Raw genomic sequence first — 13,638 nt, 5'->3', positions numbered from 1 at the left:
GCGGCCGGCCCGGTCAGCTCGTGACCGGCTCCACCGTCGGCACGGGCACAGGCCGCGTCTCCGGCAGCAGCGCGAAGCAGGCCAGGCTCAGCAGGGCGATCCCCGTCAGATACACGCCCACACCCCACGGAACGCGCCCGCCGTGCTCCGCCAGGGCCGTGGCGACGATCGGGGTGAGCGCGCCGCCCAGGACCCCGCCGAGGTTGTAGCCGACCGCGGCCCCCGTGCAGCGCACCCGCGCCTCGTACAGCTCCGGCAGGTACGCGGCGATCACCGAGAACATGATGACGAAGGCGATCAGCGCGCCCAGGATGCCGAGGAACATCAGCAGCGGCTCGCCCGTCGCCAGCAGCGCGACCATCGGCAGCATCCACAGGGCGCATGCCGTGCACCCCACCAGGCACATCGGACGGCGCCCGTAACGGTCGCCCAGCAGCGCCATGAGGGGCGTGAGCGCGCCCTTGACCACCACGGCGGCCATGACGCACGTCAGCATGACGGTCCGGCTCACCCCGAGGCGTTCGGTCGCGTATGCCAGCGACCACGTCGTCACCGCGTAGAACACGGCGTACCCGACGGCCAGCGCCCCGGCCGTCAGCAGCACCAGCCGCCCGTGGTGTCGTACGACCTCGACGAGCGGCACGCGCGCGTGGTCGTCGATCTCCAGGAACCCGGGAGTCTCGGCGAGTGACGAACGCAGCCACAGCCCGGCCAGAGCCAGCACACCGGCCGCCCAGAACGGAACCCGCCAGCCCCACTGCGCGAACTGCGCGTCGGACAGTGCCGCCGACAGCGCGAGCATCACCCCGTTGGCGAGCACGAAGCCGACCGCGGGCCCCACCTGAGGGAAGCTCGACCACAGGGCGCGCCGTCCCGCGGGCGCGTGCTCGGCGGTCAGCAGCACCGCCCCGCCCCACTCACCGCCGAGCCCGAGACCCTGGAGGAAGCGCAGGACGAGCAGCAGCACGGGGGCGGCCACGCCGACGGATCCGTACACCGGCACGCACCCGACCGCGACCGTCGAAGCACCGGTCAGCAGCAGGGAGACGACCAGCACCGGCCGCCGTCCGCGGCGGTCCCCGAGGTGCCCGAACAGCACCGAGCCCAGCGGCCGGGCCACGAACCCCACCCCGAACGTCACGAACGCCGCCAGCGTCCCCGCCACCGGCGAGAACGTCGGGAAGAACAGAGGTCCCAGGACCAGGGCCGCCGCGGTCCCGTAGACGAAGAAGTCGTAGAACTCGATCGCGGTCCCGGCGAGCGAGGCGGCCGCGAGCCGTGGCATGGAGGGGGCCCTTACGGCCCGTACATCGTGCACACTGTGTCAACTACCCACCGTGATCAAGGGTTACGGGGGCGTGCGGTGTGATCAATGGGCCATGGCGCGCGCCGAGGCGGCCGGAGCAGGCGCCCCCCTTCCCGCGCCGCGCGCCGTGATAGACCGGGTTCGAGCAAGCGGTCGCAGAAGCCGCCCCGAACGGACCGGAGGAACCGTGCCCCGCACCCTGGCCAACGCCCCGATCATGATCCTCAACGGGCCCAACCTGAACCTCCTCGGCCAGCGCCAGCCCGAGATCTACGGCAAGGACACGCTCGCCGACGTCGAGGCGATGTGCGCCAAGGCGGCGGCGGCGCACGGCGGCACGGTGGACTTCCGGCAGTCCAACCATGAGGGCGAGCTGGTCGACTGGATCCACGAGGCGCGGCTCACCCACTGCGGGATCGTCATCAACCCCGGCGCCTACTCCCACACATCGGTCGCGATTCTGGACGCGCTCAACACCTGCGACGGCATGCCCGTGCTGGAGGTGCACATCTCCAACATCCACCAGCGTGAGTCGTTCCGGCACCACTCGTACGTCTCGCTGCGCGCCGACGGCGTGATCGCGGGCTGCGGCGTGCAGGGCTACGTGTTCGGCGTGGAGCGGGTCGCCGCCCTGGTGGGGGCGGCGCAGGCCGACGCATAGCCTCCGTAGGCCCTACAGGCGGCCGGACTCCACGATCCGCCGCAGGAAGCGCCGCGTGCGGTCCTGCTGCGGATCGCCGAAGACCTGCTCGGCGGTGCCGCGCTCCAGCACGACCCCTCCGTCCAGAAAACAAACCTGGTCGGCGACGTCCCGGGCGAACCCCATCTCGTGTGTCGCCAGCACCATGGTCATGCCCTCGTCCTTCAGGCCACGGACCACTTCCAGGACCTCGCCGACGAGTTCGGGGTCCAGCGCGGCGGTGATCTCGTCGAGCAGCAGCAGCCGGGGCCGTGCGGCGAGGGCCCGTACGATCGCCACACGCTGCTGCTGGCCGCCGCTCAGCCGGTCCGGGTAGGCAGCGGCCTTGCCGCCCAGCCCGAGGCGCTCCAGCAACTCCCTGGCCCGCTCCTCGGCCTCCGCGCGAGAGACGCCGTGCACCCGGCGCGGGGCGAGCGTGATGTTGTCCAGCACGGTCATGTGCGGGAAGAGGTTGTACGCCTGGAAGACCACGCCGATACGGCGCCGTACCGCGTCCTGGTCGACGCGCGGGTCGGTGATCTCCTCGCCGTCCAGCCAGATCGCGCCGTCGTCGATCTCCTCCAGGAGGTTGGCGCAGCGCAGCAGCGTGGACTTGCCCGAGCCGGAGGCGCCGATCAGCGCGGTCACGGTGTGCGGGGCGACCTCCAGGCCGACGTCCCGCAGTACGACCGAGCCCCCGAAAGTCTTGCGGACGGACTCCATCCGCAACACCGGGGAGCCGTCCCGGGGTGCCGTACTCATATCGATCCTCCCTGGGCCCGCTGCCGGTCCATCCTGGCCGTCACCCAGTCCGTGAAACGCGTCATCGGGATGGTCAGCGCCACGAAGATCAAGCCCGCGACGATGTACGGCGTGTAGTTGAGGCTGCGGCCCACGATGATGTCGGCGGCCCGTACGGCGTCCACCGCGCCGCCGATCGACACCAGGCCGGTGTCCTTCTGCAGCGACACCAGGTCGTTGAGCAGCGGCGGCACCTGACGGCGCACCGCCTGGGGCAGTACGACGTAGCGCAGGGCCTGCCGGTTGGTGAGGCCCAGCGAGCGGGCCGCGGCGCGCTGTGAGGGGTGGATGGACTCGATGCCGGCCCGGAACACCTCGGCCACGTACGCCGAGTACGTCAGCGTCAGCGCCGTACCGCCCAGCAGCACCGGATCCACCGTCACGCCCTGCAGCCGCAGCGCGGGCACGCCCAGCACCACGATCATCAAGTTGATGATGAGCGGCAGACCGCGGAAGAAGTCGGTGTACGCCGCCGCGAGCACGCGCAACGGGAAGAACACCGGGCCGCGCAGGGTGCGGGCCACGGCGATGAGCATGCCGAGGACCAGCACGGCGGCACCGCAGACGATCAGGAGGCGGACGTTCAGCCACAGTCCTTCGAGGACCTTCGGGAACGCCTCGCGCGCGTACTGAGCGCTGAAGAACGTCTCCTCGGTGCGCGGCCAGCCCGGCGCGTTGACGACGACCAGGTAGAGCACGGCCGCCGTGACCAGAGTGGAGAGAGCCGCGACGGCCGTGGCGCGGCGGGCGCGCACCCGCTTGTAACGCTCGCGCTCCAGCCGCCGCTCGGAGGGCACGTAGCCGTCACCGGCGCCGGGCACCGCGTCCCCGGCGCCGCCGGTCATGTCACCCTTGTCGTCCGCCCCCTCCGCCGCGGACTCACCCTTGGTGAGCGTCACTTGAGCACCGGAGCGTCGACGGCGTCCGAGAGCCACTGCTTCTCGATCCGCGCCAGGGTGCCGTCCTTGCGCAGGGCGTCGACGGCGCCGGTCACGCACGAGGTCAGCGCGCTGCCCTTGTCGAGCACGAGCCCGAACTGCTCGGGCGTGCCGCCCTGGTTCTCGAACTGGCCGACGATCTTCGCGTTCGTCACCTCGGCCGCGGTGATGTAGAACGCGGTCGGCAGGTCGGTGACGATGGCGTCGACCTGACCGTTCTTCAGCGCGGACTTGGCCTGGTCGTTCTTCGCGTACACGGCGGCCTCCTGCTTCGGCTTCACCACGTCGGTGATGTAGTCGAGGCTCGTGGTGCCCACCTGGGCGCCCAGCTTGAGGTTCTTCAGGCCCGCGAGGCTCGTCGCCTTGGCGGCCTTGCTGCCCTTGAGCGCGATGACGGCCTGACGCACGTCGTAGTAACCGGAGGAGAAGTCCACGGCCTTCTTGCGCTCCGTGCTGATCGACACCTGGTTGACGTCGAAGTCGAAGGTCTTCACGCCGGGTGCGAACGCCTTGTTGAAGGGCACGCTCTGCCAGACCACGGCGCTCTTGTCGTAACCCAGCTGCTGGGCCACGGCGTAGGCCACCGCGGACTCGAAGCCCTTGCCGTTCGCGGGCTTGTCGTCCTTGAACCACGGCTCGTACGCGGGCTCGTCCGTCGCGACCGTCAGCTTCCCGGACGTCTTGGTGGCCAACTTGCCCTTGGCGCAGCTCTTCTCGGCGGACCCGGACGGGGCGGCCGACGCCTGCTCCTCGGGCTGCGGAGCACAGCCGACAGCGGTGGCGAGCAGGGCTATGGTGGCGGCGGCTACCGCGCGGCGCAGTGCGCGAGGGGCAAGGTGCATGGCGGGAGATTGGCAGCGAACCCCCTGTTTGTCCAGGTCACGGCGGTCATTGTCCGCATACTGGGAACGGGTGTTGCGCTCGTGTGAACGCTGCCACCCGAGGTGGCCCTGGCCTGGGCCGCCGGCCGAGGGCGGGGTTGGCAGACCGGCGGCCCATACCGCGCAGGAGCCGTCATCCTGTGCGGGGCCGCCACCAGTTGACCGCGTGACACGGCGCGGGGGGAGCGCGCATGTGCCCCCCGTGCGTGCGAACAGTTCACACGGGGCGCGCGACCAGCGCGGAAACGCCAACTTCTTGTGCTGTGCGCGCCGGACGCATCACCACCCGCGCGCGTGCCACTCCGGCAGATGTGGCCGCTCCGCCCCCAGAGTGGTGTCGTTGCCGTGCCCCGGGTACACCCACGTCTCGTCCGGCAGCACGTCGAAGATCTTCGTCTCCACGTCGCGGATCAGACTCGCGAACGCCTCCGGGTCCTTGCGCGTGTTGCCGACGCCGCCCGGGAAGAGGCAGTCCCCGGTGAAGACGTGCGGGTGGCCGTGCGGGTCGTCGTAGACCAGCGCGATGGAGCCCGGAGTGTGTCCGACGAGATGGCGCGCGGTGAGTTCCACGCGCCCCACCCTGATGACGTCACCGTCGTCGACCAGGACGTCGGTGGGCACCGGGATTCCCGGGGCATCCTCCCGGCCGGCGTACGTACGGGCACCCGTCGCGGCGACGACTTCGGCGAGCGCCTGCCGGTGGTCGCCGTGCTGATGCGTGGTGACGACGGACGCGATGCCGTCGTCGCCGATCATGGTCAGCAGGGTCTGTGCCTCGTTGGCGGCGTCGATCAGGAGTTGCTCGTCGGTGGCCCGGCAGCGCAGCAGATAGGCGTTGTTGTCCATCGGGCCGACCGCGATCTTCGTGATCATCAGGTCCTTCAGCTCGTGCACGTCCGCCGGGCCGCCGACCTTGACCTCTCCGCTGTACGTCATGGTGATCAGCCTATAGCGGGGGAGTGCCCGGCGGCCCGTCGTCGCGCTACAGCGGAGGCAGCTTCGGGAGGGCGCCGCCCGTCGCCTCCAGGGCGGCACCTTCGCGGCGTCCGGCGAGCCAGCCCAGCAGGTCCGCCGGAGACCCGCTGACCGCGACCTCGGGCTCGGCGGCCTCGCGTCCCGTGCTCCACACGCGCGTGCCGTCCGTGACCCGGGTCGCCGGGACGTCGGGGTGCCCGGAGAACCGCTGTGCCAGGAACTCGATCTCCCGCTCGGTGAACTCCGCCGGAAGGTCCTCCAGCTCGTACCCGGTCCCGAGGTCCACATGGTGCAGGTCGACCTCGGCCCACCGCCGGAACGGCACCCGGGACGCGGAGTCGGTGACCCCGTTGCGCAGCTCCACCGTGCGCGTCCAGTCCGCCGGTGCGGCCCCCGTCTCCTGGAAGCGGGCAGCGCTCTCGCGGACGTCGGCGAGCTGGACGTCCAGGGCGCGCGGGGCGTCCCGCTCGATGTCGGCGTCCCGGGCCTCGGCGCTCACGTACATGGGGCGGCCCTCGAGGACGTTCACGAGCGCGTCCGCGTTGCGGGCGAGGTGGGCGAGGACGTGTCCGCGGGTCCAGCCGGGCAGGCGTGACGGCTCGGCGAGAGAAGCGTTGTCCAGCTTGGCGACAGCGGTGAGGAGCCGCTCGGTCGCTTCGCGTACACAGGCCAGGTCATGAGCGTGATCAATCATGGGCCTGACCTTAGCTCCGCCACACCTTTGGGTGAAGGTGGTGAACCTCGGCCGAAAATCGAAAGCACGTGCTATATCGTCGGGGGTGGCGTCGGGCATGCTGGATGACCGGGGGTTGTTATGCAACCGGGAAATCCGACCGGCGTTGTCAGTGGCTCCCCCTAGTCTCGAAGAAGCACGGGGGCCCCGCCCCTGTCACTTCTCTCAAGAAAGGTGCGGACCGGCGTGGCCGACCGTCTCATCGTCCGTGGCGCGCGCGAGCACAACCTGAAGAATGTCTCGCTCGACCTGCCGCGTGACTCGCTCATCGTCTTCACGGGCCTGTCGGGGTCGGGCAAGTCCTCGCTGGCCTTCGACACGATCTTCGCCGAGGGCCAGCGCCGCTACGTGGAGTCGCTCTCCTCGTACGCCCGCCAGTTCCTCGGCCAGATGGACAAGCCGGACGTCGACTTCATCGAGGGTCTGTCCCCGGCGGTCTCCATCGACCAGAAGTCGACCTCGCGCAACCCGCGCTCGACGGTCGGCACCATCACCGAGGTCTACGACTACCTGCGTCTGCTCTTCGCCCGCATCGGCAAGCCGCACTGTCCCGAGTGCGGCCGCCCGATCTCGCGCCAGTCGCCGCAGGCCATCGTCGACAAGGTCCTGGAGCTGCCGGAGGGGAGCCGCTTCCAGGTCCTGTCGCCGCTGGTGCGCGAGCGCAAGGGCGAGTTCGTCGACCTCTTCGCCGACCTGCAGACCAAGGGTTACTCACGCGCGCGTGTGGACGGCGAGACCATCCAGCTGTCCGAACCGCCGACCCTGAAGAAGCAGGAGAAGCACACCATCGAGGTGGTCGTCGACCGCCTCACGGTGAAGGACTCCGCCAAGCGCCGCCTCACCGACTCAGTGGAGACCGCCCTCGGCCTGTCCGGCGGCATGGTCGTGCTCGACTTCGTGGACCTCCCCGAGGACGACCCCGAGCGCGAGCGCATGTACTCGGAGCACCTGTACTGCCCGTACGACGACCTGTCCTTCGAGGAGCTGGAGCCCCGCTCCTTCTCCTTCAACTCGCCCTTCGGCGCCTGCCCCGAGTGCACCGGCATCGGCACGCGCATGGAGGTCGACCCGGAGCTGATCGTCCCGGACGAGGACAAGTCCCTGGACGAGGGCGCCATCCACCCCTGGTCGCACGGGCACACCAAGGACTACTTCGGCCGCCTGATCGGCGCCCTCGCGGACGCGCTCGGCTTCCGCACCGACATCCCCTTCGCGGGCCTGCCGCAGCGGGCCAAGAAGGCCCTGCTCTACGGCCACAAGACCCAGATCGAGGTCCGGTACCGCAACCGGTACGGCCGCGAGCGCGTGTACACCACGCCCTTCGAGGGTGCTGTGCCCTTCGTGAAGCGCCGGCACAGCGAGGCCGAGAGCGACGCCAGCCGCGAGCGCTTCGAGGGCTACATGCGCGAGGTGCCCTGCCCCTCCTGCGAGGGCACGCGCCTGAAGCCGATCGTCCTCGCCGTCACGATCATGGAGAAGTCGATCGCCGAGGTCTCCGCGATGTCGATCAGCGACTGCGCGGACTTCCTGGGCGAGCTGACGCTGAACGCCCGCGACAAGAAGATCGCCGAGCGCGTCCTGAAGGAGGTCAACGAGCGACTGCGCTTCCTGGTCGACGTCGGCCTCGACTACCTCTCCCTCAACCGCGCGGCCGGCACCCTCTCGGGCGGCGAGGCCCAGCGCATCCGCCTGGCCACCCAGATCGGGTCCGGCCTCGTCGGCGTCCTGTACGTCCTGGACGAGCCGTCCATCGGCCTGCACCAGCGTGACAACCACCGGCTGATCGAGACCCTGGTCCGGCTGCGCGACATGGGCAACACGCTCATCGTCGTGGAGCACGACGAGGACACGATCAAGGTCGCCGACTGGATCGTCGACATCGGTCCCGGCGCCGGCGAGCACGGCGGCAAGGTCGTGCACAGCGGCTCCCTGAAGGAACTGCTCGCCAACACCGAGTCCCAGACGGGTCAGTACCTCTCGGGGCGCAAGTCCATTCCGCTGCCGGACGTACGGCGCCCCCAGGACCCGTCCCGCCGGCTGACCGTGCACGGCGCCCGGGAGAACAACCTGCAGGACATCGACGTGTCCTTCCCGCTGGGGGTGTTCACGGCCGTCACGGGCGTGTCCGGATCCGGCAAGTCGACGCTGGTCAACGACATCCTCTACACGCACCTGGCCCGCGAGCTGAACGGCGCGCGCAGCGTCCCCGGACGGCACACGCGCGTGGACGGCGACGACCTCGTCGACAAGGTCGTGCACGTCGACCAGTCGCCCATCGGCCGCACCCCGCGGTCCAACCCGGCGACGTACACCGGCGTCTTCGACCACATCCGCAAGCTGTTCGCCGAGACCACCGAGGCGAAGGTCCGCGGCTACCTGCCCGGGCGGTTCTCCTTCAACGTCAAGGGCGGCCGCTGCGAGAACTGCGCGGGCGACGGCACGATCAAGATCGAGATGAACTTCCTCCCGGACGTCTACGTGCCGTGCGAGGTCTGCCACGGCGCCCGGTACAACCGGGAGACCCTGGAGGTCCACTACAAGGGCAAGTCCATCGCCGAAGTGCTGAACATGCCGATCGAGGAGGCGACCGAGTTCTTCGAGGCGGTCCCGGCGATCTCCCGGCACCTGGGGACGCTGAAGGACGTCGGCCTCGGGTACGTGCGGCTCGGCCAGTCCGCGACCACCCTGTCCGGTGGTGAGGCGCAGCGTGTGAAGCTCGCCAGCGAGCTGCAGAAGCGCTCCACCGGGCGCACCGTCTACGTCCTGGACGAGCCGACCACCGGTCTGCACTTCGAGGACATCAGCAAGCTGCTGAAGGTCCTCGCCGGCCTGGTCGAGAAGGGCAACACGGTCATCGTCATCGAGCACAACCTCGACGTGATCAAGACCGCCGACTGGGTCGTCGACATGGGTCCGGAAGGCGGCGCCGGCGGTGGCCTGGTGGTCGCCGAGGGCACGCCCGAGGAAGTCGCCGGCGTTCCGGCCAGCCACACCGGCAAGTTCCTGCGCGAGATCCTCGGCGCCGACCGCATCAGCGACGCGGCCCCGGTGAAGGCACCGCGCGGCGCAGCGGCCAAGAAGACCGCCGCGGCCAGGTCGACGGCGAAGAAGACGGTGACGGCCAAGGCCAACAACACGGCGACCAAGAAGGCCGCCGCGGCCACGAAGAAGACGACACCGGCGAAGAAGACGACGCGGGCCCGCAAGGCCTGAGTCCGGTTGGGGCCATGCCCTGACACGTCATCAAAAAAGCGGCGCCCCGCGGGAACTCCCCGTGGGGCGCCGCTCGTTTCATCATCAGCTACACCCGCTCCGCGGTTCGGTCGTCCCACGAACCGTGGGTTCGGCTGAACCTTGACACGAGCACAGAGAAAAGAGACCGCTCACAACTCGCCCAGCTCGGCCGCGTACGGCGGCTCCGCTCCCGCGCGTGAACAGGTGATCGCCGCCGCGCGTGCCGCGAACCGCAGCAGCCGTCGCCAGCCGTCCCGTCCCAGGGCGGCGAGTCCCTCCGGCGACAGAGCGTCCTGAGCCGACAGGCCGTGCAGCAGGGCCGCGTTCACCGTGTCACCGGCACCGATGGTGTCCACGACCTCGACCTTCTCGCCCGGTACGGAGTACTCCGCGCCGTCCCGGGTGTGGACGGTGAGACCGTCACCGCCCCGGGTGACCACCACGGCCGCCGGCCCCGCGGCCAGCCACTCGCGCGGGGTGCCGCCCAGCCACTCGGCGTCCTCCGCGGACAGCTTCAGCAGCGTCACCGAGGGTAGCCAGCTCTTGAAACGCGCCCGGTAGGCGTCCGCGTCCGGGATGAGGCCCGCCCGGATGTTGGGGTCGAGGGCGGTGAACAGGCCCTGTGCGGCCGCGGTCCGCATCAGCACCTCGTAGGCGCTCGCCCCCGGTTCCAGCACGAGCGAGCAGGTGCCGAAGGACACCGCGCGCGTGCCGGCGGGGAGAGCGGCGGGGGCACTGAAGAGACGGTCGGCGGTGCCGTCGACGTAGAAGGAGTAGGCAGCCGAGCCGCCGCCGTCGATCGTGGCGACCGCGAGCGTCGTCGGCTCGGGGCCACGCTGCACGCCGGACACGTCCACCCCGGCCCGGCGCAGCCCCTCCAGCAGGGCCTCGCCGAAGGCGTCGTGCGAGGTGCGGGAGCAGAAGGCGGTCGGGGAGCCGAGGCGGCCGAGGGCCACGGCGGTGTTGTACGGGCCGCCGCCGAGCGCCGGCTTCAGGTCCGCCAGCGCACCCGGGCCGTGCGGTACCAGGTCGATCAGTGCCTCACCGGCGACGACGATCACGAGGCGGTTCCCTTCTCGGAGAGCGCGGACGGCGCGGACAGCGCCGAATGTGCGGAGCGCGCGGACGGTTCGGTCTTCCCACCAGGCTCGGCCGGCCTTGCGTCTGCGGCCTGGTCCCGGTCCTCCGGGCATCCGCAGGAGGTGCGGTGGACGAGGGCGCAGGTCAGCCGGACGGTCCGGGCCGGTCGGTCGGGGTCGGCCAGCCGGTCCAGGAGCACCCGGACGGCCTGGGCGCCGATCTCCTTGCTGGGCTGGGCGACGGCGGTGAGCCGGGGCGAGAACAGGTCGGCCCAGGCGAAGTCGTCGAAGCAGCACAGGGCGATGTCGTCCGGGACGGCCAGGCACTCCCGGCGCAGGGCACGCAGGGCGCCGATGGTCATTGCGTTGTTGGCGGTGACCAGCGCCGTGGGCGGCGCCGGCAGGGAGAGCAGGGCGGCCGTGGCCCGCTCGGCACCCGCCGACTCGGAGTTGCCGGACACCATGAGGTCCTCGTCGTGGGCCAGCCCGGCGGCGGCGAGGCCCTGCCGGTAGCCGGTGATCCGTTCACTGGTGGTGCTGAGCCCGGGCAGGCCCGCGACCAGGCCGATCCGGCGATGGCCGAGCCCGGCGAGATGGGTCACGAGGCGGGCCGTCGGGCCCTCGTTCTCGGCGCAGATCTGATCGAAACGCGCCTGCTCGGGGAGCACCCGGTCCAGGAACACCGTCGGAACCTCGTGGCGGCCGAGGTAGGCGACAAGGTCGTGCGGGTGCGCGGAGGGGGCGACGATCATGCCGTCCACCCGGCGCTCGTGGAGGAGCTGGACGACCTTCCGCTCGTGCGCGGGGTCGTCGTGCGGGTCGGCGATGAGCAGGCTGTAGCCCTCCTCCAGGGCGGCGGCCTCGACGCCCTGGAGGATCTCCGTGAAGTACGGGTTGCTGATCGCCGACACCGCGAGGCCGATGGAGCGGGTGCGGGAGGTCACCAGGGAGCGGGCGAGGGTGTTGGGCGTGTAGCCGAGGGCGTCGACGGCGTCCAGTACGGCCTGGCGGGTGTGGGGCAGCACCGGACGCGTGCCGTTGAGCACGTGGGAGACGGTCGCCACGGATACTCCGGCACTCCGGGCGACGTCAGCCATGTTGGCCATCGCGTTTTCCTCTCCCTGAGCCGCTGAGCCGCTGAGCCGCGGGACTGTCGGACGCCGGGAAGGTACCCCATCCACCACCCCCGCGTAAACGCTTACGTAAACGTTTACGCACCCGATCCTCCCTCGTCCCCGCTCACCACCCCCGCCCCGGAGCCGGTCGTTCTGCCCGGGTATCGTCGGCCTGCACACCCCCTGACCAGTGGAGACCTGATGTCTGCCCGATCGGCCCGCCCGTCCACGAGTCGTCGTACCGTCCTGCGAGGAGCCGCCGTGGCTCCGGTGGCCGGGCTCGGGCTGGCCGCCTGCTCGGCCCCGGGCGGCACCACCGCCGACGCGACCCCGACCGCGCCGGTCGACCTCGGTGCCGAGAGCGAGGTCGCCAAGGGCGGCGCGAAGCTCTACCGGGAGCACAACGTGGTGGTCAGCCGGGACGGGAGCGGGGCCCTCAAGGCGTACAGCACCATCTGCACGCACGCGGGGTGCCCCATCAACAAGCTCCAGGGGACGACTCTGACCTGCCCCTGCCACGGCAGCCAGTTCGACGCCGTGACGGGCAAGGTGGTCCAGACGCCGGCCACCGAGGCGTTGAACGAACTGCCGGTGAAGGCGTCGAACGGCAGGATCATCGCCGGTCCGGGCGCCTGACCGGCCCGCACGGTCGAGCGGCGGTCAGACTCTCACGCCCGGCCATCGTCACACCGGCTCCGGGCGTTCCGTTCCCGCGCCACACCCGTTCCCGCGCCACACCCACTCCCGCGTCACACCCAGCCCCGCGTCACACCCAGCCCCGCGTCACTCCCAGTCCCAGGCGATGCCGACCAGTCCCGGCCGTATCCGGGGTTCGACCACGTGGACGCTGTGGTGCGGCCCGCTGACCGGCAGCTCGTGGCGGACGGTGCGCGGGGCCGCGGGGGAGTGCTGGGTGAAGCGGTGGCAGCGGGTGGGCAACGCGGCCCGGTCGAAGCGCACCTGGAGCGCGTACTGGCCGCCCGGGAAGCCGAACCCGTGGACGTACTCACGGGAAACCCCCGCAGTGCCGTCCTCGATGCCGTACCGGAAGAGGAAGGTGTCGCCGGAGCGCAGCCGGGTGCCGAAGAGGAGTTCGGCCACCAGTACGCCGGTGCCCTGGTCCAGGCGGACGCGCCCGGTCCGGCAGTTCTCCAGGGCGTGCACAGCCATGGAGCGGGGGCTGCAACCGGGGTCGCCGTGGTGGACGGCGAGGAAGCGGTCGACGCCGTCGCGGTGGGCCCGCACGATGTGGTGGGACTCGATGCCGGCCAGTTCGCGGCGGGCGCCGATCCGGACCCGCTCATGATGGCCGAGGGTGTGCAGGCCGCCGTCGAGGGACCAGCCAAGGTCGCCCTGGAGCCGGTTCAGGGCGTCCGAGGCCTCGATCAGAGAGCGGTAGGAGCGGGCCGACGGGCGGCGGGTGGAGGCGGGCTCGCCGGACTCGGTGAGCAGCCGGATCAGGGACTCGTCCGGCAGCTGGAGGATCTCCTCCAGGGCCCGTACGGCGCGCAGTGACTCGGGGCGCTGCGGGCGGCGGGCGCCCTGCTGCCAGTAACTCAGGCTGGTGACACCGACTTTGACCCCGTGGCGCGACAGATGGTGCTGCACGCGCTGGAGCGGCAGTCCGCGGGCGGCGATCGCGGCGCGCAGGGCCACGTGGAAGGGGCCGCCCCGCAGGGCCGTGTCCAGTTCCGCGGTGGGGACGTCCGCGTGCTCTGTGGCGTGCCGCATGCACAGGGGCCTTTCTGTGAGGTGTCGCGACGGCTGGTCAGACCGTTGGCGCAGGTGTGCGGGGCCACCCCCGTGGGCGTCTGGAGGCGCCCGTATGCGCGCACACCGCGTCCGTACGCCGGTGTGCACGGCCCCGAGTTCCCCCGCATTGAAGCGTGTTGACCAG

The 13,638-nt window shown here is 70.9% G+C and carries 12 protein-coding genes; 3 read left to right on the top strand and 9 right to left on the bottom strand.

Translation table 11 applies throughout. From position 1 onward, the window contains the following. Positions 1-13: 13 nt before the first annotated feature. Positions 14-1,285 (bottom strand): MFS transporter, encoded by a 1,272-nt coding sequence (locus ACWC5O_RS40200; protein ID WP_450591524.1) that lies wholly within the window; start codon positions 1,283-1,285, stop codon positions 14-16. Between the two features lie 208 nt (positions 1,286-1,493). On the opposite strand from ACWC5O_RS40200, the gene aroQ reads away from it, so the two are divergent. Next, positions 1,494-1,967 carry a type II 3-dehydroquinate dehydratase gene (gene aroQ / locus ACWC5O_RS40195; RefSeq protein WP_381657986.1) on the top strand — a complete coding sequence of 158 codons (474 nt, stop codon included), beginning with the start codon at positions 1,494-1,496 and terminating at the stop codon, positions 1,965-1,967. Positions 1,968-1,979: 12 nt separating this feature from the next. Here the strand turns inward: aroQ and ACWC5O_RS40190 are convergent, their stop codons facing one another. The 5 genes from ACWC5O_RS40190 to ACWC5O_RS40170 form a co-directional block, all read right to left on the bottom strand. After that, the gene (locus tag ACWC5O_RS40190; protein ID WP_450591525.1) at positions 1,980-2,747 is read right to left on the bottom strand and encodes an amino acid ABC transporter ATP-binding protein; all 768 of its coding nucleotides are present in this window, start codon (positions 2,745-2,747) and stop codon (positions 1,980-1,982) included. Next, positions 2,744-3,685: an amino acid ABC transporter permease gene (locus ACWC5O_RS40185; RefSeq protein WP_450591526.1), complete on the bottom strand. Its 942-nt coding sequence runs from the start codon at positions 3,683-3,685 to the stop codon at positions 2,744-2,746. Before ACWC5O_RS40185 ends, ACWC5O_RS40190 begins: the two co-directional genes overlap by 4 nt. Further along, entirely contained in the window at positions 3,682-4,566 is an 885-nt protein-coding gene (locus tag ACWC5O_RS40180; protein ID WP_450591527.1) for an ABC transporter substrate-binding protein, read from the bottom strand. Before ACWC5O_RS40180 ends, ACWC5O_RS40185 begins: the two co-directional genes overlap by 4 nt. Positions 4,567-4,884: 318 nt before the next feature. Beyond that, on the bottom strand, positions 4,885-5,541 hold the full coding sequence (locus ACWC5O_RS40175) for an MBL fold metallo-hydrolase (protein WP_450591528.1): 657 nt from the start codon (positions 5,539-5,541) through the stop codon (positions 4,885-4,887). Between the two features lie 46 nt (positions 5,542-5,587). Beyond that, positions 5,588-6,274 (bottom strand): maleylpyruvate isomerase family mycothiol-dependent enzyme, encoded by a 687-nt coding sequence (locus ACWC5O_RS40170; RefSeq protein ID WP_450591530.1) that lies wholly within the window; start codon positions 6,272-6,274, stop codon positions 5,588-5,590. A gap of 225 nt (positions 6,275-6,499) precedes the next feature. On the opposite strand from ACWC5O_RS40170, the gene uvrA reads away from it, so the two are divergent. Beyond that, positions 6,500-9,526, top strand: a complete 3,027-nt coding sequence (gene uvrA, locus ACWC5O_RS40165; RefSeq protein ID WP_450591531.1) for an excinuclease ABC subunit UvrA — start codon at positions 6,500-6,502, stop codon at positions 9,524-9,526. A 170-nt stretch (positions 9,527-9,696) separates the two neighbouring features. On the opposite strand, the gene ACWC5O_RS40160 is transcribed toward uvrA, so the two are convergent. Both ACWC5O_RS40160 and ACWC5O_RS40155 read right to left on the bottom strand, forming a co-directional pair. Continuing rightward, a complete protein-coding gene (locus ACWC5O_RS40160) occupies positions 9,697-10,608 on the bottom strand; it encodes a carbohydrate kinase family protein (protein WP_450591532.1) in 912 nt (303 codons plus the stop codon). Beyond that, positions 10,605-11,732 (bottom strand): LacI family DNA-binding transcriptional regulator, encoded by a 1,128-nt coding sequence (locus ACWC5O_RS40155; protein WP_450591533.1) that lies wholly within the window; start codon positions 11,730-11,732, stop codon positions 10,605-10,607. The genes ACWC5O_RS40160 and ACWC5O_RS40155 overlap by 4 nt, the downstream gene beginning before the upstream one ends. A gap of 210 nt (positions 11,733-11,942) precedes the next feature. Here ACWC5O_RS40155 and ACWC5O_RS40150 point away from each other — a divergent pair, with 210 nt between their 5' ends. Beyond that, entirely contained in the window at positions 11,943-12,377 is a 435-nt protein-coding gene (locus tag ACWC5O_RS40150; protein ID WP_450591535.1) for a Rieske 2Fe-2S domain-containing protein, read from the top strand. Between the two features lie 147 nt (positions 12,378-12,524). Here the strand turns inward: ACWC5O_RS40150 and ACWC5O_RS40145 are convergent, their stop codons facing one another. Continuing rightward, positions 12,525-13,472 carry a hypothetical protein gene (locus ACWC5O_RS40145; RefSeq protein WP_450591536.1) on the bottom strand — a complete coding sequence of 316 codons (948 nt, stop codon included), beginning with the start codon at positions 13,470-13,472 and terminating at the stop codon, positions 12,525-12,527. Positions 13,473-13,638 lie beyond the last annotated feature (166 nt).

It is taken from the genome of Streptomyces sp. NPDC001450 (assembly GCF_053597295.1).
This window is presented reverse-complemented; position numbering and strand designations above follow the sequence as displayed.

Bases quoted from the DNA above. Each gene is read 5' to 3' on its own strand.
- ACWC5O_RS40155 (WP_450591533.1), bottom strand. From the start codon at position 11,732: ATGGCCAACATGGCTGACGTCGCCCGGAGTGCCGGAGTATCCGTGGCG.
- ACWC5O_RS40180 (WP_450591527.1), bottom strand. From the start codon at position 4,566: ATGCACCTTGCCCCTCGCGCACTGCGCCGCGCGGTAGCCGCCGCCACC.
- ACWC5O_RS40200 (WP_450591524.1), bottom strand. From the start codon at position 1,285: ATGCCACGGCTCGCGGCCGCCTCGCTCGCCGGGACCGCGATCGAGTTC.
- ACWC5O_RS40190 (WP_450591525.1), bottom strand. From the start codon at position 2,747: ATGAGTACGGCACCCCGGGACGGCTCCCCGGTGTTGCGGATGGAGTCC.
- ACWC5O_RS40145 (WP_450591536.1), bottom strand. From the start codon at position 13,472: ATGCGGCACGCCACAGAGCACGCGGACGTCCCCACCGCGGAACTGGAC.
- ACWC5O_RS40150 (WP_450591535.1), top strand. From the start codon at position 11,943: ATGTCTGCCCGATCGGCCCGCCCGTCCACGAGTCGTCGTACCGTCCTG.
- ACWC5O_RS40175 (WP_450591528.1), bottom strand. From the start codon at position 5,541: ATGACGTACAGCGGAGAGGTCAAGGTCGGCGGCCCGGCGGACGTGCAC.
- ACWC5O_RS40170 (WP_450591530.1), bottom strand. From the start codon at position 6,274: ATGATTGATCACGCTCATGACCTGGCCTGTGTACGCGAAGCGACCGAG.